General features: G+C 70.0%; 17 protein-coding genes. 10 read left to right on the forward strand and 7 right to left on the reverse strand.

The features are described from left to right. Positions 1-5 precede the first annotated feature (5 nt). Positions 6-821, reverse strand: coding sequence for an ABC transporter permease (locus tag LV75_RS12100; protein WP_253886944.1), 816 nt, complete (start codon positions 819-821; stop codon positions 6-8). Positions 822-946: 125 nt separating this feature from the next. On the opposite strand from LV75_RS12100, the gene LV75_RS12105 reads away from it, so the two are divergent. The 6 genes from LV75_RS12105 to LV75_RS12130 all read left to right on the forward strand — a co-directional run bounded on the left by LV75_RS12105 (position 947) and on the right by LV75_RS12130 (position 5106). Continuing rightward, entirely contained in the window at positions 947-1495 is a 549-nt protein-coding gene (locus LV75_RS12105; protein WP_253886945.1) for a TetR/AcrR family transcriptional regulator, read from the forward strand. An 81-nt stretch (positions 1496-1576) separates the two neighbouring features. Continuing rightward, positions 1577-1897: a DUF3040 domain-containing protein gene (locus LV75_RS12110; RefSeq protein ID WP_253886946.1), complete on the forward strand. Its 321-nt coding sequence runs from the start codon at positions 1577-1579 to the stop codon at positions 1895-1897. 67 nt (positions 1898-1964) lie between these two features. Continuing rightward, a complete protein-coding gene (locus LV75_RS12115; RefSeq protein ID WP_253886947.1) occupies positions 1965-2102 on the forward strand; it encodes a hypothetical protein in 138 nt (45 codons plus the stop codon). A 117-nt stretch (positions 2103-2219) separates the two neighbouring features. Then, the gene (locus LV75_RS12120) at positions 2220-3458 is read left to right on the forward strand and encodes an ABC transporter substrate-binding protein (protein WP_253886948.1); all 1239 of its coding nucleotides are present in this window, start codon (positions 2220-2222) and stop codon (positions 3456-3458) included. Further along, the gene (locus LV75_RS12125; RefSeq protein WP_253886949.1) at positions 3455-4348 is read left to right on the forward strand and encodes a carbohydrate ABC transporter permease; all 894 of its coding nucleotides are present in this window, start codon (positions 3455-3457) and stop codon (positions 4346-4348) included. The genes LV75_RS12120 and LV75_RS12125 overlap by 4 nt, the downstream gene beginning before the upstream one ends. Continuing rightward, the gene (locus tag LV75_RS12130) at positions 4348-5106 is read left to right on the forward strand and encodes a carbohydrate ABC transporter permease (protein ID WP_253886950.1); all 759 of its coding nucleotides are present in this window, start codon (positions 4348-4350) and stop codon (positions 5104-5106) included. Before LV75_RS12125 ends, LV75_RS12130 begins: the two co-directional genes overlap by 1 nt. Before the next feature lie 48 nt (positions 5107-5154). Here LV75_RS12130 and LV75_RS12135 read toward each other — a convergent pair whose 3' ends face one another. Further along, positions 5155-6504 carry an FAD-dependent oxidoreductase gene (locus LV75_RS12135; RefSeq protein ID WP_253886951.1) on the reverse strand — a complete coding sequence of 450 codons (1350 nt, stop codon included), beginning with the start codon at positions 6502-6504 and terminating at the stop codon, positions 5155-5157. A 129-nt stretch (positions 6505-6633) separates the two neighbouring features. Here LV75_RS12135 and LV75_RS12140 point away from each other — a divergent pair, with 129 nt between their 5' ends. Further along, positions 6634-10107 (forward strand): NACHT domain-containing protein, encoded by a 3474-nt coding sequence (locus tag LV75_RS12140; RefSeq protein ID WP_253886952.1) that lies wholly within the window; start codon positions 6634-6636, stop codon positions 10105-10107. Here the strand turns inward: LV75_RS12140 and LV75_RS12145 are convergent. Together LV75_RS12145 and LV75_RS12150 are read right to left on the reverse strand one after the other, a co-directional pair. After that, positions 10101-10841: a galactose-binding domain-containing protein gene (locus tag LV75_RS12145; protein ID WP_253886953.1), complete on the reverse strand. Its 741-nt coding sequence runs from the start codon at positions 10839-10841 to the stop codon at positions 10101-10103. The genes LV75_RS12140 and LV75_RS12145 overlap by 7 nt on opposite strands. 304 nt (positions 10842-11145) lie before the next feature. Then, a complete protein-coding gene (locus LV75_RS12150; RefSeq protein ID WP_253886954.1) occupies positions 11146-12141 on the reverse strand; it encodes a hypothetical protein in 996 nt (331 codons plus the stop codon). A gap of 211 nt (positions 12142-12352) precedes the next feature. Here LV75_RS12150 and LV75_RS12155 point away from each other — a divergent pair, with 211 nt between their 5' ends. Beyond that, positions 12353-12856 (forward strand): YceI family protein, encoded by a 504-nt coding sequence (locus tag LV75_RS12155; RefSeq protein ID WP_253886955.1) that lies wholly within the window; start codon positions 12353-12355, stop codon positions 12854-12856. A gap of 266 nt (positions 12857-13122) precedes the next feature. On the opposite strand, the gene LV75_RS12160 is transcribed toward LV75_RS12155, so the two are convergent. Together LV75_RS12160 and LV75_RS12165 are read right to left on the reverse strand one after the other, a co-directional pair. Then, positions 13123-13638 (reverse strand): hypothetical protein, encoded by a 516-nt coding sequence (locus LV75_RS12160; protein WP_253886956.1) that lies wholly within the window; start codon positions 13636-13638, stop codon positions 13123-13125. Between the two features lie 39 nt (positions 13639-13677). Continuing rightward, on the reverse strand, positions 13678-14565 hold the full coding sequence (locus LV75_RS12165) for a DUF5753 domain-containing protein (protein ID WP_253886957.1): 888 nt from the start codon (positions 14563-14565) through the stop codon (positions 13678-13680). 326 nt (positions 14566-14891) lie between these two features. On the opposite strand from LV75_RS12165, the gene LV75_RS12170 reads away from it, so the two are divergent. Further along, on the forward strand, positions 14892-15062 hold the full coding sequence (locus LV75_RS12170) for a DUF397 domain-containing protein (RefSeq protein ID WP_308210947.1): 171 nt from the start codon (positions 14892-14894) through the stop codon (positions 15060-15062). 8 nt (positions 15063-15070) lie between these two features. Here LV75_RS12170 and LV75_RS12175 read toward each other — a convergent pair whose 3' ends face one another. Further along, positions 15071-15955 (reverse strand): hypothetical protein, encoded by an 885-nt coding sequence (locus LV75_RS12175; protein WP_253886959.1) that lies wholly within the window; start codon positions 15953-15955, stop codon positions 15071-15073. 122 nt (positions 15956-16077) lie between these two features. Here LV75_RS12175 and LV75_RS12180 point away from each other — a divergent pair, with 122 nt between their 5' ends. Next, complete coding sequence (locus LV75_RS12180) at positions 16078-17460, forward strand: MFS transporter (protein WP_253886960.1); 1383 nt, start codon at positions 16078-16080, stop codon at positions 17458-17460. Positions 17461-17994: the final 534 nt, after the last annotated feature.

A 17994-nucleotide genomic window follows, 5' to 3' on the forward strand; every position in this document is an offset into this window, starting at 1 on the left:
GGTGGTCATGCCAGTCCTCGCCACGGTGACAGCGAGCGCTGCAGCGCGAGGATGGCGGAGTCGATGAGCAGCCCGGTGACGCCGATGACGACGAGCCCGAGCAGGACCACCGAGGTCTGGTTGTAGCGCTGGGCGTTGAGGACCATGCCCCCGATGCCGTCCGCGCCGTTGACGGTCTCGGCGGCGACCACCGAGCTGTAGGCGATGCCCACCGCGAGTCGCACCCCGGTGAGGATTTCCGGTGCGGACGCGGGCAGCACCACGGTGGTGACGACCCTGGCGCGGTTGGCGCCGAGGGCGTGCGCCGCCTCCACGTACTGCTTGTTCACCCCGGTGACCGCCGCCGCCGTGGCCACCGCGACCGGTGGGAAGGCGGCGACCATCAGCAGGTACACCTTCGGTTCCTCGTCGATGCCGAACCAGATGACCAGCAGGCTGAGGTAGGCCAGTGGCGGCAGCGCGCGCAGGAACGTGACGAACGGTTCGGTGATCGCCCGCACCACCGGCACGAGCCCCATCACCAGCCCCAGGCCGATCCCGATCAGCACGCCGTAGGCCGACCCGTAGCCGACCCGGCGCAGGCTGACCCCGAGCCGTTCGACCAAAGTGGACCCCGCGTACCCGCCCTGGCCGTTGCCCGCGTCGGAGGTGGCCAGCAGCTGCTCCCAGACCTTGGCCGGGCCGGGCAGGATCGCCGGTGGCCAGAACTCGGCCAGTACCAACAATTCCCAGATCGCGAGCAGCACGGCGACCGCGGCCAGCCGCACCAGCACGGCGTGGGTTCCGGACAGCGGGCGGGCCGCTGAACGGGTTTCGGCCATGGGAACTCCTGGTTTCGGTGGGGATCTCGATCTCGGTGCGGAATGTACAGAAGTACACTCGGCGTCCCGGCGCGTTCCGCAGGGTGGACAGTCCGCCGGGAAGCCCTTGCGCGGAAGGAGTTCTCATGGCAGCGCCGCGCAGGCGCGACCCGCTGCGCCGGGCCAGGATCGTCGAGGCGGCGGTCGAGGTCATCGCCGAGTCCGGGCTGGCCGCCCTGACCCACCGCGCCGCCGCGGCCAGGGCGCGGGTGCCGCTGGGGTCCACCACCTACTACTTCGCCGACCTCGACGAGCTGCTCGAGGCCGCGGTGCGGGCGGTGGCCGAGCGCAACGTCGGCAGGCTGCGCCGCTGGGCCGACTCGCTCACCCCCGGGGCCGACCTCCCGGTCGAGCTCGCCGAGTTCCTGGTCACCCTCGCGACCCGCCACCGCGCGACCAGCGTCTCGGCCTACGAGCTCTACAGCGCCGCGCTGCGCCGCCCCGGTCTGCGCGCCGCGAGCACGTCGTGGGACGCGATGCTCACCGAGGTCTTCCGCGCGCACATGGACCGCCCCACCGCGACCGCCATGACAGCGATGTTCGACGGCTTGCTCTTCCAAGCGCTGGTGTCCCCGGCCCGCCCCACCCGCGCCGACTTCGAAGATCCGCTGCGACGGGTGCTCCGGAGCGGGTGAACAGATCAACGGGGCGTTTCACCGGTCGTGACCCGGGGCATCTCTGCTGCATAAGCCGGTCCGGTGAGGGTGGTGGAGACCATGGGTACTCGGGGGTTGAGCGCTCACGAACAGCGCCAGTTGGCCGCTATCGAGCAACGCCTGGGTCAGGACGACCCGGACATCGTCCTCAAGTTCCGGCGAGCCGCGCCGCGGGTGTGGCGCGGTGTTCCCAGCATCCGCGGTGGGCGCGGGTTCGCGGCCGCGACGGCGTTGCTGGCGCCGATCGGGCTGCTGCTGGGACTCCCGCTGCTGGTGATCTGCGCCATGGTCGGTTCGGTGCTGTTCCTCCTCCTGCCGGTCGCGGCGCCTCGGACCAGCCGCGATGGCGGGGACGGGTGGGGATCGCGCCTGCCCAGGTGAGTGACCAAGATCAAAAGTGACCGGGGTCAACGTTTGGGTCCCGGGGCGCACTTGGTACATCAGGGACATGTCTTTCACTGGTGTAGCCAACCCGCGTCGTACCCGTCTCATCGATCTGCAGGCCGACCTGGCGCCCGATCCCGCCCCGGAGGCCGCTGAGGCCACCACCGAGTCCGCCGCGCCCGAGGTGTCCGCGCAGGGCTAGTGGGCTAGGCACATTTCCCGCTGGGAGGGACCTCGGGGGTCCTCCTGGTGGGAAAAGTCGACAGATGATCACCGGGGTTCGACAATCCCCCTCAGGTCGAGATCTGGGGAGGGTGGCATGGGTGTTGAGGTCGGTCGCCGGTCGTTCTTTGTCGTCGCGGGGTTGTTGGGGCTCGCCGCGTGCGGGTCCAACACCGGCCGTGGTGGGTCCACCGACGGCACGCTGCGGCACTGGTACCACGCGTACGGGGAGGACGGCGTCCAGGACGCCGTGCGGCGATACGCGGCTGCCTACCCGGGCGCGAAGGTCGAGGTGCAGTGGAACCCCGGTGATTACGACTCCAAGATCGTCACGGCGCTGCAGACCAGCGCGGTCCCGGACGTCTTCGAGGCCCAGGTCAAGGTCGACTGGGTGCGGCAGAAGCAGGTCGTGCCGCTCGACGACGTGCTGGGCGACACCCGCGACGACTTCGTGCGCGCCTTGCTGGAGTCCCAGACCGTGGACGGCCACCTCTACGGCATACCGCAGGCCATCGACACCCAGGTCCTCTACTACCGGCGGAGCCTGCTGGAGAAGGCGGGCGTCACCCCGCCCCGCTCGGTGGACGAGTTGGTCGATGCCGCCAAGCGGTTGACCGCAGGCGGCGTGAAAGGCCTGTTCGCGGGCAACGATGGTGGTGTCGGCGTGCTCACGGCGCCGCTGCTGTGGTCAGCTGGCCTGGACTTCCTGTCCCAGGACGGCAAGGCGCCCGGGTTCGACGATCCGCGCGCGGCCACCGTGTTCGGAAAGCTACGCGAGCTCAACCCGTCCCTGCTGCTCGGCGCGCCCGCGGACTGGTCCGACCCCGGCGCGTTCGTCGACGGTCTTGCCGCGATGCAGTGGACCGGGCTGTGGAACCTGCCGAAGATCCTCGCCGCGCACGGGGACGACGTGGGCGTGCTCCCGTTCCCGCGCCTGGACGCCTCGGGAGCGGAGTCGGTGCCGGTGGGCGCCTACAGCGCGATGGTCAACGCCCGTAGTGCGGATGTGGCCGCCGCGAAGGCGTACGTCAAGTGGCTGTGGGTGGAGAAGACCGACTACCAGACCGAGTTCGCCACCGCCTTCGGTGCGCACCTGCCCGCCCGCACGAGTCTGGCCGCTCAGGCGGGGCCGCTGCGCGACGGGCCGGGCAAGCAAATCGTCGAGTTCGTCACCCGCGGTGGCCGGATCGCCAGTCCGGCCCGCTGGTCCGCGCGCGCCAACACCGCGCTGTCGGACGCGGTGTCGCGGATCGCCAGGCAAGGTGCGGAACCGGTGGGGGAGTTGCGCGCGGCGCTGGAGGTGGCCCGGGACGAGATCGCGCGGTTGGACCGGTGACCACCCGCCGCACCGCGCTCACGTTCTGGCTGTTCGTCGGGCCGTTCGCCTTCGGGCTGCTGGCTTTCACCTACCTGCCGATCGCCTGGAGCGGCTACCTCAGCGTCTTCGACGCGCGCAACACGGTGACGCCAACGGAGTTCGTCGGGTTGGCCAACTACGTCGACGTGCTCACCGACCGCGCCTTCCTCGACAGCATCGGCACGTTCACCGTGTTCGCCGCGTTCATCATCCCCACCACCGTCGTCCTGTCGCTGGCGCTCGCGTTGCTGGTCAACCAGATCCGGGTCGCGCGGGCGTTCTTCCGGTCGGTGTACTTCCTGCCGTTCGCGTGCTCCTACGTGGTCGCCTCGCTCGTGTGGAAGATGTCGCTGTTCTCCGGTGTGGACAGTGGGATCGCGAACACCGTGTTCGGCTGGTTCGGTGCCGAACCGCTGGCCTGGACCGGAACCGTGGATCCACCGCTGTATTGGGTCGTCCTGATCACCGCCCGGCTGTGGCTGCAGCTGGGCTTCTACGTGATCCTGTTCCTCGCCGCGCTGCAACGGATCCCCGCGCACTTGTACGAGGCCGCCTGGATCGACGGCGCCGCGCCGGGGTGGCAGACGTTCCGGCACATCACCCTGCCCGGCCTGCGCGGCGCGCTGATCGCCGTGCTCACGCTGAACCTGATCAACGCCTACCAGGCCTTCGACGAGTTCTACAACATCCTCGGCGACTCGCGCGGCTACCCGCCGTTCGCCCGGCCGCCCCTGGTGTACCTGTACTACACCTCGCTCGGCCCCGGCGGCCAAGACCTGGGGCGGGGGAGCGCGGGGGCGGTCGTGCTCGCCCTGGTGATCGCGCTGGTGACACTGCTGTCCGGTCGTGTGCTGCGGAGGGCGGACTGATGCGCTCGCTCGCGCGGTGGACGGCCGTTGTGGTGACCGCGGTGCTATTCCTGTTGCCGTTCGCCGTGCTGGTCCGCGAGGGCTGGTCGGCACTGGGGGACGTGTTCGACGACCGGGACGTCCCGTTCGTGCGCAGCCTGCTGAACTCGACGGTGGTCGCGGTGGCCCAGACCGCGGGTCAGGTGGTGCTGTGCTCGCTCGCGGGCTACGGGCTCGCACGGATCCCGTACCGGCACGCGCCGAAGGTCCTCTACGCGGTCGTCGCCACGCTGATGGTGCCCGCCGCGGTCACCTTCGTGCCGACCTTCGTCGTCGTGTCGAGCCTGGGCTGGCTGTCGGACCTGCGCGGACTGGTAGTCCCCGGGCTGTTCAGCGCCGTGAATGTCTTCCTGTTCCGCCAGTACTTCCTGGACTTCCCGGTGCCGCTGGAGGAGGCGGGCCGGCTCGACGGGCTCTCCCGGTGGGGCGTCTACTGGCGGGTGGTCGTGCCGAACTCGACCGGTCTGCTCGCCGCGATCGCCGTGATCGACTTCATCGGCAGTTGGAACCAGTTCCTGTGGCCGCTGGTCATCGCGCAGGACTCGTCGACGTGGACCGTGCAGGTCACGCTGTCGAGCCTGCTCACCGCCCAGAACCCGCGGATCCCGCTGCTGTTCGCCGCGGCGGCGGTGTCCCTGCTGCCGGTCGTGCTGGTCTTCGCCGTCCTCCAGCGCTACCTGGTGCGCGGCGTGGCGGAAACCGGGCTCTCCGGCCAATAGCTGGTGATCGGTGGCCCCGCCGATGCGCGGGCGGGGCCACCGAACCGGTCAAGCCTGGTGCGAGGCCCGCAGCATCTCCGAGCGGTCCACGACCTTGATGCGCTCGCGGCCGTGCGGCGCGCCCAGTGCCCGCTCGTAGGCGTCGAGGTTCTTCCAGCCCTGCCACGTGGTGAACTCGATGCCGCGCTCGTTGAGGAAGGCCACGACCGCGCGCGGGTCCGGGTGCTGCGCCGGGCGCAGCGTCGGGGCGTCGGCCAGCAGCGACGCCACGGTCTCCGACGAGCAGCCCTTGGTGTGCCCGATCAGGCCGATCGGGCCGCGCTTGATCCAGCCGGACACGTAGGCGCCGGGCACCAGGTCGTCGTCGAGGTCCAGGACCCGGCCCTGGTTGTGCGGGACGGTGCCGGACACGTGGTCGAACGGCAGGTCCGCCAGGTGCGAGGACAGGTAGCCCACCGCCCGGTACACCGCCTGCACGTCCCAGTCGTGGAAGACCCCGGTGCCGCGCACGGTGCCGTCGCCGGTGAGCTCGGTGCGCTCCGTGCGCAGACCGGTGACCTTGCCGTCGGCGCCCAGGATCGCGGCCGGGGCGTGGAAGAAGTGCAGGTGCAGCCTGCGCGGCCGGGTCCCGACATCGCGGATCGCCCACTCCTGCAGCGTCTTCACCACCATGTCCACCTGCTTGGACGCCCGGATCGCGGCCATCGAGCCCTCGTCGAACTCGATGTCCTCGGGGTCGACGACCACCTCGACGGTCGGCGAGTGGTCCAGCTCGCGCAGTTCCAGCGGGGTGAACTTGGCCTGCGCCGGTCCGCGCCTGCCGAACACGTGCACGTCGGTGACCGCGCTGGCCGCCAGCCCGGCGTGCACGTTGTCCGGGATCTCGGTGACCAGCATCTCCTCGGCGGACTTCGCCAGCACCCTGGCCACGTCCAGCGCCACGTTGCCCGCCCCCAGGACGGCGACCGACCGGGCGGTCAGCGGCCAGGTGCGCGGGACATCCGGGTGCCCGTCGTACCAGGACACGAAGTCGGCCGCGCCGAAGCTCCCGGCCAACCCCACCCCCGGTACCCCCAGCGGCCGGTCGGCCACCGCCCCCGTGGCGAACACCACGGCGTCGTAGAACTGGCGCAGCTCGTCGAGCTTCAGGTCGCCGCCGTAGTCGACGTTGCCGAACAGCCGCACCCCCGGCTTCTCCAGCACCCGGTGCAGCGCGTCCACGATGCCCTTGATCCGCGGGTGGTCGGGCGCCACGCCGTAGCGGATCAGGCCGAACGGCGCGGGCATCCGCTCGAAGATGTCCACGCTGACGTGCGCGCCGGACTTGATGAGCGCGTCGACGGTGTAGATCCCGGCGGGACCCGCACCGACCACAGCGATGCGCAGCGGACGACTCACCAACGACTCCCAACCTCCAGCGACACGGATACGTCCAAGGCTAAGGCAAGGCTTACCTAAGTTCGATGTGACACCCGCTACTGGTCCGCGGGTTCGATAAGGTGCCCTCCCGGCCACGTGGGGGGCTTCATGGCGCACAACGAGATCACCGGCGGCCACTTCACCGGTCCGGTCGTGCAGGCGGGCCGCATCGACAAGGTGGTCGTCGGCGCCGAAGCGGTCGAGCACCCGCCGCTGCGCGGCTGGGACCCGCTGCCCGAGATCACCCCCGCCCTGGTCGACCTGCTCGAGGCCCAGCGCGAGGCCGTCGACACCCTGCCGTACCGGCTGCTCGGCGTCCGGCGCCCGGAGTTGGCGAAGGTGTACGTCCAGCAGCGCATCCGGGTGCACGACGACCTGGAGACCGCGGGCCGCGCCTTCCCGACCGCCGCCTCGGGCGAGGGGACCGAACGGCCCGTGTCGGCGGGCGAGGCCCTCGACCGCGGCGGCCACCTGGTGATCATGGGCGAACCCGGCGCGGGCAAGTCGACCCTCGGCCACATGTACGTCCAGCAGATCTGCGACTTCTGGCTCGGCGTGGACGGCGCGCAGCCGCCGCTCAGCGAGCCGGTGCTGCCGCTGCGCGTCCCGGCCCGCGCCCTCGCTGAGGACCGGTCGTGGAGCGAACTGCTCGCCGCGGGCGTGCAGGACGCCGTCGGGCGGCTGCTCACCAGCGCACCGGACCCGGCGCTGTTCGCGGGCCGGGCCTTCGGCGCCCGCTGGCTGGTGTTCATCGACGGCCTCGACGAGATCGCCGACCGCGCCACCCGCGAACAGGTCATCCGCGCCATCACCGCCCGGATGCGCCGCTCCGACCACTACCGCGTCGTGGTCACCACCCGCCCGCTGCCCGACGCCGAAATGGCCCCCTTCGACCAGGTCGGCGCGGACGCGTACACCATCCAGCCGTTCGGCGCCCTGGAACTCGCCGAGTTCGCCACCGCCTGGTTCCGCGCCCAGAACGCGCTGACCGCCCGGGAGCGCGCGGACGCCTTCGTCCGCCAGGTCAGCGACGGCAGGCTGCGCGAGCTGGTGCGCAACCCGCTGCTGGCCACCATCACCGCCATCGCGCACACCCTCGAACCCCAGCGCGAGCTGCCCCGGAGCACAGCCAGCCTCTACCAGCGCTTCATGGATTACCTGCTCACCGACGAGACCAGTGGTCGCCGCACCCGCGACGAACTGCGCCGCACCCTGGAGAACACCCCGTACCGGCTGACCCTCGCCATCTGGATGGACGACCACCGGGTGGAGCTCATCGAGGCCCTGGCCGTGGTCAGGCTGGACACGGACACGCCGCTGTGGGACGCGGCGCGCGACTGGGTGCTCGCCAACCAGGACGTTGTCGCCCGGCCGCCCGGGGGGTGGGAGGAGGACATGCGCGCTGTGCTGGCGAGCAGCGGGGTGTTCGTCCGCACCGAGGACACGCTTCGCTTCTCCCACCAGTCTTTCGCGGAGTTCATCGCGGCCCGCAGCCACGCCCGCGCCATCGACCCCGAGTTCACCGCCATGGACGACTGGATCGAGCGCGGACTGCTGCCGTCCAAACAGGACTACGCGCTGTTCCTGTTCGTGCTGTGGGGGAGTCGGGGCAACGAGATCACCCGGGTGCTGCGCAAACTGCTGGACAAGGGGACCGACCACGTCCTGCTGGCGGGCCGACTCCTCACCGGCGACCTCCCGGTCGAGCTCGGGATCGCCACGGAGATCATCGATCGCTTGATCGATGTGCTCCTGCTGGCCGGGCTCGAGAGCGACCCGCAGCAACGGATGGGCGATGTGTGCGAGGTGCTGCTAGTCATCGGCGCGCACCAAGGCGTTGTCCTGGAACGGTTGTACCGCGTGCGCGACAACGCCGACCTCCCGCCGCACACCCGGGTGGAGGCGGCGATCGTGACCGGGCTGCTCGACGACAGCACGGCCGCCCTGTCGTGGCTCGAAGAGCAAGCGGCCGCGGCCGAGCCGGACGTGCTGATGCACATCTCCGACGGGCTGGAGGTGCTCGACGCCGACAGCGGCACCCGCATCGAGCGGCTCGTCGCGCGACTCGCCCAAGATGCCGAGCCGGACTACGCGATCACTTTCGCTTACGTCGCCTGGCTTGTGAGCGACAAGCGAATGGACGCCGCCGCCACCCTCGCGGAGAAGCTCGTCGCGGCGATCCGGGCTGATCCGCGCACGAGGTCCGACCCGGACGTCGTGCCCGCCCGGAACTCGGCCATGCCGGTCGCGTTGCGGATCCGCGACTCCTGGGCAGCCCTGGTCACCGCCGGTGGCACCCACAGTTGGTCGGGCATCGCCGAACTGCTCGGCCGCGTGGGATTACGCGAGGATTCCGCGTGGGCGGCGCGCATGTCGTTGGCCGTGGACAGTGGGCCGGGCGAGTTCACCGAGGCGGTGAAAGCACTCCTCGCGGCCGAGGGTGCCAGTGCGGTGCCCGTCGTGGTCGCGGCGGCCTCCACCAGGTCCACTGACCACCGGCTCGGCTGCGCCGAAGCGGTGCTCGAGCACAGCGGGCCCGATGCTGCCGCGCTGGCGAAAGCCTGTCTGACCGACCCAGTGGCTTCGTACTCCGCGATCGGGCGAGCGGTGTCAGTTGTCTTGGGCGCTGGGATCGCGCCGGAAGACCTCATCGCGGAGGTGTCCTCGGCGGACAACCGGCTCAACGGTTTCCTCGCGGACGGTCTTGCCATGAGTGGGCATGCCGAGGCGGCTTGTTCGCTCTCACGCGGGATACTCGCTTCCCCCGCGCTGACGGCTTTCGAGTTCTGGTGGGCCGCCCAAGTGCTGATGAGATTCAGCGATGGGGCCGATCCGGTGGCGTTGCTCGCCTATGTCGAGGGCAGGCCACTCGAGTTCGCTGCGAAATTGGCACCGCTGCTGTTCGGGGCAGAGTTGACCTCGGCGGCAACGAATCTGATCGAACAGGTCATCGCAGGCGATCAAGGGCCAAGCGTTCTCTTGGACATCTACGGGAACTTCAGACTGGAAGCGCAAACACAACTACGGGCGCGACTGCTCGATGCCGCACTCAGCAGCGTCGACAGCTGTTCCTGCGTCGAACTGCTGAGGTTGGCGAGTGGTCTGCACGAAGCTGGTCGACACGACGAGGCCGAACCCGTCTTGGGCAGAGCACTCACCCGCGCGTTGAACACCGAAGACGACTGCCTGGTCACCGTGGTCGAGACCTGGTTGCGGACATACGGTGTGCGCGGTGCCGACGACCTCGTGACCGAGGTGCTCAAACGAGATCTTCCCGCCTCCCTCAGGGTGGCTGTCGCCGAGAAGGTGGCCGAGTTCGGACTACTACCCCACGTGGTGCAGTTGCTGACCGACGTCGCCGTGCACCACGGCTATCAGACCGGTCTGGGCATCACCGCGGCGGATCGGTTGATCAGAACCGGCCATCGGTCCACTGTGGACGCGGCGCTCGTCGAGGCGATCGACCGTGGTGGGTTCTCGGCTGCCGCGCGGGGTCGGTTGCGGGCGTTGCGGGCGTGGATTGCCGCCACCGGTGGAGACCCGGGTGGGGCGGAGCCCACCCGGGTCCAAGGGCATCAGTAGAGGAAGGCCTGGATCTCGTTCACCCGCGCGTTGTTCGGCTGGTGCGACGGGCCCACCTTGGCGAGGATCTTCACGCCCCGGGTGGCCCGGTTGGGGAACCACGCGGTGACCTTGCTCTGCGTGTTGTAGTTGACCGTGGCGACCGTGTCCCACCACTGCTCGTTGGGGCTGAGCACCTGGATGTCGAAGTCGCGCAGTTGGAGCCCATCGCTGGTGTAGACGACGACTCGGCTGACCAGTTGCGGCAGCGCCCAGCGGACCTGGATCCACTCAGGGGTGCTGGTCAGTGACCGACCCGAGTCGTTGGTCCAGCTGTGCGCGCAGCCGATCGCGGTGCTGAGGTCGTTGTCCTTGACCCGGTCGGTGACGTACCCCGGGTACACCGACGACGCCAGGGCCCAGCCCTCCAGGGCGAAGTTCACCCCCGGGCGCGGGGTGGGCGCGGGGAAGGTCGGGGAGCTGGGCGGGTAGGTGGTCAGCGGCGCCGCCGCCGGGCCGGGGGTGGACGGCGCGCCGGTGTAGGTGATCGTCGTGGGAGTTGTCGTCGCGGGGGTCGTGGTCGTGGTCACGCCGCACGGAGGGGTCGGCCAGGACGACGTCGTCGGCGGCGCGGTGAGCTGGACCGCGGCCGTGCCCTCGGGGGTCGCGGTGGCGGACGGGGCGATCGCGGCGAGCAACGCGACAGCGGCGAGGCCGAGAGCGGCCGGGATGTGTTTCTTCGCAGGGAAGTGCACGGATCTACCTCTCGGGGTCGGGGAACCGGCGAAGTCACCCGAGTCGCGGTGGGACGGTGTCCGCGTGGGCGTTCCGCTACCGCCGTGGACAGTGGCGGTGATCGCAATCTAGCGGACATGATCACCGCCAGGAACCGGTCACCGCCGCCCAACCACCCAATTCGCTCACCTGCTAAGACCGTTTCACACCAACAAGAAAGTCATCCGTCTAAAGAGGAGGCAATCGAGAATCACTGTGGGAAAGCGCTTTCCGCGCGGTCGAAGCCGGTGCTCGTGGTGCGAACGGCCGAAGGCGCCCGGTTGATCACGCCAGCGCCCGGGCCCAGCGGGAGGCGTCGGTCACGGTGCTCCCTACGGCGGTGTGGTAGACGCCTGCGCAGTAGAGGTCGACGCTGTACCCGCCACTGACGGCTCTATGGCTGGCATAGGTGCACCTCTTGCCGGTGTTGGCGGCTAGTTGCGCGAGCGCGCGACTTTCGACCATGGCCTCGGTGAGGGTGGTACCCGCCGCGGAGTGGTAGTCGCCCCCGCAGTACAGGTCGACGACGTATCCGCCCGTGACGGACCGCTGGCTGGCGTAGGTGCACTCCTTGCCGGTGGTGACGCCCAAGATCGCGAGGGCGCGGGCCTCGTAGGACGCCGTCGTCAGGTATGTGGCCGCCGCCGTGTGGTAGTGGCCGTCGCAGTACAGGTCGACGACGTATCCGCCTGAGATAGAACGCTGGCTGGAGCCTGTGCACTTCTTGCCGGTGTTAACGGCCAACTGCGCGAGCGCGCGGCTCTCGGCGGTGGCGTCGGTGAGCGTGTCCCCCGCCGCGGTGTGGTAGTAGCCGTCGCAGTAGAGGTCGATCACGTATCCGCCTGAGATGGAACGCTGGCTGGAGCCTGTGCACTTCTTACCGGTGGCGGCGGACAAGGCTGCGAGGGCGCGAGCTTCATAGGAGGCCAGCGTCAGGTTTGCCGCCGCTGCGGTGTGGTAGTAGCCATCGCAGTACAGGTCGACGACGTATCCGCCGGTGATCCACCGGTGGCTGGAGCTACTGCACTTCTTGCCGGTGTTGGCGGACAACTGCGCCAGGGCGTAGGCCTCGGCGTTTGCTTCGCCGAGCGTAGACGCGACCGCGCGGTGGTAGTAGCCGTCGCAGTAGAGATCGACCGCGTACCCGCCGGTCACGGGACTGCTGTTGGACACCGAACAACCAGGCGTCGCCGACGCCGATGGCGCCGTCGCCACCGACAACCACACCGCTGCCACGCACAGGACCGCCGCGACGGCCCGGGACAGCACAGCCCTCTTCACATGAACCCCCTGCTCGGCAACACTTCCGGGCACTCCCCTGCCCGCTTGCGGTCAGCCTGCCGGCTCCGACCCGGGCCCGACCGCCACCAACGGAGTGATTCTCACGTCCGGCCGAACCCCGTTCCCGCACGCGAAACGCCCGTGCGGCGCCGATCCCCACACCGCTTTACACTGCGGCCGCACCGACTCGCGCCACACCCTGGGGGACCGCATGACCGACCACGACATCCAACCCGGGACCTACGCCATCGACCCGGGCCGGTCCACGGTCCGGTTCCGCACCAAGCACGTCTTCGGCCTGTTCCCGGCCACCGGCTCCTTCCCGCTCACCGAAGGCCGCATCACCGTCGCCGAGACCACCGCTGACTCCGCCGCGACGGCGACGGTCTCCGCGGCGGGTTTCGCCAGCGGCAACCCGACCCGCGACACCCAGGTCCGCTCCGCCACCTACCTCGACGCCGCCGCGCACCCGGACATCACCTTCACCGGCACCCGCTTCGACCCCGCCACCGACACGTTGCACGGCGAACTCACCGTCAAACAGGTCACCAAACCGGTCGACCTCACCATCGACTCCATCGCCGCCGTCGAGAACACCCTCACCGCCCGCGCGGTCACCACGGTCGACCGGTTCGCTTTCGGCGTCACCGCCCTGCCCGGCATGACCGGCCGCGTCCTGCGCCTCACCGTTGAAGTGACCGCGGTCCGGACCTGACCCGCGATTCCCGCTGGGCCGACGAAAGTGGCAGAAATCCGCGACCGCGGTGACTCCCCGGTGGTGAGCGGGGGTGAACCGCCTTTGTTCATGGCCTGCGGCCCGCGGTCGTGTGTAACGCCCCGTGCTCAGCCCCCGACGCGGTGGTGTGGCCACAGAAGATTCTCTGGTGCTGTGGCAAGATCAAGATCAACGCAGCCGGGCCGATGTGAGCGGAGTGACCCTCGACGATGCCCTCCCGAGACCGGGCCCGCCTTGTCCGACCGCTACCCAAGGTTGTCCTGACGGTCGCCGGGGGCGTGGTCGCCACCCTCGCCACCCTGGTGGTCGACCACACCACCGGCAACCTCCCGCTGGCCCTGTCCACTGGCGCCCTCGTCGCGCTGTCGGTCGGCGTCGCGCTTGATCGCGCGACGCCCGCGCACAAAGGCAGTGAGTCGCCTGCCTCCGCTGACCACCGCGACTAAGGACCCCAGCACGGTCACCGTGAACGCCAGGTTCCACCGGGTGAACGCCAGTATCAGCACGACGAGCACCGACAGCGGCAGGCCCAAGAACAGCGTGTAGCAGAGCAGAGTGCCGAACTTGCGCACCAGTTCCGAGTCGTCCTTGAGCCACGTGCGCAGCGTGCGCATGGTGCGCCCCGCGGTGTCGCTGGACCAGGTGAGCACGGGCACCTTGTCGTCCGGTGCGGCGGGCGGGGCGGGGGTCCGCGCGGGCACCACTGCGGACGGTGTGTCCGGGAGCTCCTCAGGTCTCTTCTTGCGGGCGTGCTTGCCCATGGTGGTGCTCCGGGAGATCAGGGTGGGGGAGGGGGGTGCTCACCTGGCGAGCTCGGCGGCCAGCCGGTCGCGCAGCTCGGCGATCAGCGCCAGCGACTCCACCGCGCCGAGCGCCTGCGCCGCGGCCGCCCGGTAGCCGTCGCGGTAGGTCTTGATCTGCTTGTCCGCGCCCCGCAGCAGGTGCTCGCTGTCGCCGGACTCGCGGTAGACCACGATCTCGTTGGGGTCGTCGGCCAGCGGTGAGCCGGGGATCTCGATGACCATGAACGGCTCCCACAGGCCCAGGTGCGCGCTCGAGGTGAACGGCAGCACCAGCACGTCCAGGTCCGGCCTGCTCGCCAGCTCGTGCAACTGCGCCAACTGCTCCAGGAACACCTGGGCCCCGCCGATCCGGCGGCGCAGCAGGGCCTCGTCGAGCACGAAGGTCAGCTTGGGGCCGTCGTCGAGCAGCCGCTGGCGGACCATGCGGGCGCGCAGCAGCGCCTCGAACGGCTCGTCGGCGTGCCGGACCGAGAGCAGGGCGTGCGCGTAGTCGCGGGTCTGCAGCAGGCCGGGCAGCACCACGGTGTCCACCGACCAGATCTCCGACGCCGACGCCTCGTAGGCGGTGAGCAGGTCGTAGGGCTCGCTGAAGTGCTTGCGGTAGGGCGCGAAAGGATCCCGCCGCCTGGCCCGCCGCGCCATCGCGAGCACGCGTTCGACGGTATCGGGGTCGGTGACGCGATAGAGGTCCAGCAGTGCCTTCGCGTCGGTCATCTGGATACCGACCGCGGCGGTTTCGACCCGGTTGAGCTTGCTCACCGACCAGCCGAGCGCCTTCGCGGCCGCGGCCTGGTTCATCGTGGCCGCGTCCCGCGCCGCGCACAGGTACTCCGCCAGCCAGTGCCGCAGCACCAGCGGCCGGAGCTCCGCCCGGCCGTTCTCCATGATCACTCCTTGTCACCCGATCGACGGTCCTCCATTTGGGGGTGGAGTGGCCGATCTGCAACTAGCGCATCGGCCACTTGGGCCGTGTGTTCGCACGTTAGCACGAGCCCAACGGGGTTGACAGGCGGCTGCCCCGCTGCTCGGTTCACTCTCGATTGCACCCGCAGGCGCACGGGCAGCTACGTTCAGTGATCGAAGGCGACCGCCCCACCCGGTGTGGATCCCCGGGCCCCGGCGCACCCGCTCGGCGGATTCGGATGCTTTCCCGGTCCCCAATAATGGGTGCCGGGAAAAGGGGCCACTGAAGGGGAACAACCATGCGAGAGATGTCATCCTGGCGGCGCAGCACGCGTTCCCTCGGCGGAAACTGTGTCGAAGTCGCGCACGCAACCAATCGCGTCCAGGTTCGCGACTCGAAGAATCCGCGACAAATACTGGACATTCCCGCACCCCAGGCGGAATTCTTTCTGCACGCGCTCGGGCGCGGGTTCGCGTAAATCGGTCGTCAGGGCTGCCAGGACCGGAGCACGCCATCGGCGACTTCGGCGAGCGCCCCCGTCGCCCGGTTCTGCGCCACGGGTCGGAATCCCGCCAGCGCCGCCACCCGGGCCCGGGTGGCGGTCGAGAAGATCTCCAGACCGTCGGGCGCGGCGACGTGCAGCACCCCGCGGTGTGACCACATAGGACCCTCGACCCCGTCGACCGTCCACTTCGTCCGCCCGCTGGGGACCTCGACGACCGTGAGGTTCTCGTTGCCCTGCACCGCGACCAGTCCGTCGTCGAGCCACGCCACCGGTCGGTCCCAGTGCCGCGGGTACCCCACGCTCAGGTCGGCCTCCGCGGCGTACACCTCGCCCGCGCGCCACGCCGCGACGTCGATCACCACCTGCGCGGCCGCGGGTTGCCACACCCACCCGTCGTCGAGCAGCCACCGCCCCGAAGGGCTCGCAGTCAAGGCCCCGTGGAAGTAGTCGAGTTCGTCGTCCTCGTCGAACTCCCGCGCCGTCAGCAGCCCACCGGTCGCCGGGTCGTAGAGGTCCAACCGGTTCCACTGGCTGGCCGCCACGAGGACGGTCTCGACGCCTGAACCCACGAACGCGATCGGGAACGGTGTCACGGCGGCGCAATAGTCGCCCCGGTCCAGTTCGAACGTGGTCGTGCCGGTCGTCAGGTCCACCACCGCCCCGGCCTGCCCGTAGTCGGCCACCACGGCGGCGAACCGCCCGTCCGCCGAGGTGTGCAGTGCCAACCGCTCCCGTTGGGCGCGTTCCCCGGCCAACGCCACCTGGCCGCGGACGTGCCGCGCGCCGTCGTCGGCGATCTCCACCAGTCCGGCTTCGCCCAGCACCAGCCACCCCGATGGCAGCGCCGCCACGCAGCGGTCCGTCACCGGGACATCCGGACACCCGCGCGCTGAAACCCACCCCTCGGTCACGGCGCGGAGTATGCCCAACGGCGTCCACCATCCGAACCGCGAGCCGGGCGGGCCGCGGCTCTGTGAGCATGGTCGTTGTGCGCACAGCGGATGATCGGGTGTCTTGGCGGGTCTTGGCCGTGTGCCTGGCGGCGGGGGTGACGACCCTGGTGGACCAGTCCGTGCTGACGATCGCACTGCCCTCGATGCGTGACTCGCTCTCGGCGGGCGACACCGACGTGCAGTGGATCATCTCCGGGTATTCGCTGACGTTCGGCCTCGCGCTGGTCCCCGGCGGCAGCCTCGGTGACGCGCGCGGCCGCCGCGGCCTGTTCCTGCTCGGGTTGGCTGTGTTCCTGGTGTGCGCTGTGGTCGCGGCCACCGGGGCGGGCGCGGGCACCGTGATCGCGGCCCGACTGGTGCAGGGTGCGGGAGCCGGACTGGTGAACTCGCAGGTCATCGGCACGATCCAGGACGTCTTCCACGGCGTCGAACGCACCAGGGCCCTGGGCATGTACGCCGTCGTCGCCGGCGTCTCGGGTGCGCTGGGACCCGCGCTGGGCGGGGCGCTGGTCTGGCTGGCGGGACCGACCACCGGATGGCGGTGGTGCCTGCTGCTGAGCGTGCCGTTCGGCCTGGTGACGCTGTGGTTCGCGGCGCGTCGGCTGCCCCGGAGCACCCGCACCACGCCGGGACGCTTGGACGGCTGGGGCCTGCTGTGCGTCGGCGCGCTGACCGTGTCGCTGATGATGCCGTTCATCACCGGCACGCACATCGCTGCGTGGGTGGCGACTGCGGTCGGGTCAACCGGTGCGCTGGTCGTCCTGCACCGGCGGCGGGTGCGCCAGGGCAAAGCGCCGCTCATCCACCCGGCGCTGACCCGCTCCGCGCCGTACATCCTGGGCACCGCGGTCGCGATGGCCCAATTCGGATCGGCGATGGCTGCAGGGCTGGTGCTAGTGCTGTTCCTGCAAAGCGGGCTGGGGATGTCTGCGTTGACGGCTGCTGCGGTGACGCTGCCGTCGGCCGTGGCGATGGTGGCCGCGTCGGCGATCGCGTGGCGGGTGGTGCGGCGGATCGGTGCGCATGCGGTGAGTCTCGGCACGGCTGTGGGGATCGTGACGTTGCTCGTGGGGGCGATTCTGGTCGCAACGTTGCCTGTTGCTGTGCTGCCGGTGGCGTTGGCGGTGGTTCAGCTCGCTTGGGGTGCGGCCAATGGGTTGGCGTTGTCGCCTAATCAGGCACGGGTGTTGCAGCATGCGCCTGCGGAGGCTGCCGGGGTGGCGGGTGGGATTTTGCAGATGGCGCAACAGGTGGCGGCGGCTGTGTGTCTTAGTGCGGTGTCGGGGGTGTATTTGCGATCTGGGACGGCGGAGGGGGCGTTTGTGGCGGCTTCGGTGGTGTGTGCGGGGTTGCTTGGTGGGGCGTTGGTGGTGTGCGTGGTGCTGGCTCGGTGGGAGGGGAGGGTTCGGGTTGGGTGATGGGTCGTTGCTTGGGGCGATGTTTGTGCGGGGTCGGCTCGCCTCCGCCTTCGGCTCCGGTGGTCGGCCTCGTCGCCTGGCGGCGAGCTCGGCGACCCGGATCGGACGCCTCGTCGCCTAGCGGCAACATCGGCGTCCGATACGCGACAATGCGGAAAGCTCGATGGGGCGAACTTGTTTTGCGCGGGGCCCCTACAACACCCGTGGCAGAACCGCAAAGCAGGGGCCCAAAAGCGGGCCCTGCCGCGTGGAAACGCTACGGGTGTTGTCCCCCCACGCAAAACAAGTTCGCCCCATCGAGCATTTGGCACCAGCGAGTCCGACTGTCCAGGTGCTGGGTTGGCAGGGATGACGAGGGCGGGCGGGGCTGGCACCGTCGGGTCCGAGTGCCCAGTGGTCGGCCAGGTGGGCTGAGGTGGGCGGCAGTCGAGTTGGCACCGCAGGGTCTGAGTGTCCAAGGGCTGGGTTTGTGGGTTGGGGCGGACCTGACGGAGGGCGGGCTGGCACCGCTGCGTCCGAGGTTTTTTGGGGGTG

Source organism: Actinokineospora diospyrosa (genome assembly GCF_024171925.1).
In the GTDB taxonomy this organism is placed as follows: domain Bacteria; phylum Actinomycetota; class Actinomycetes; order Mycobacteriales; family Pseudonocardiaceae; genus Actinokineospora; species Actinokineospora diospyrosa.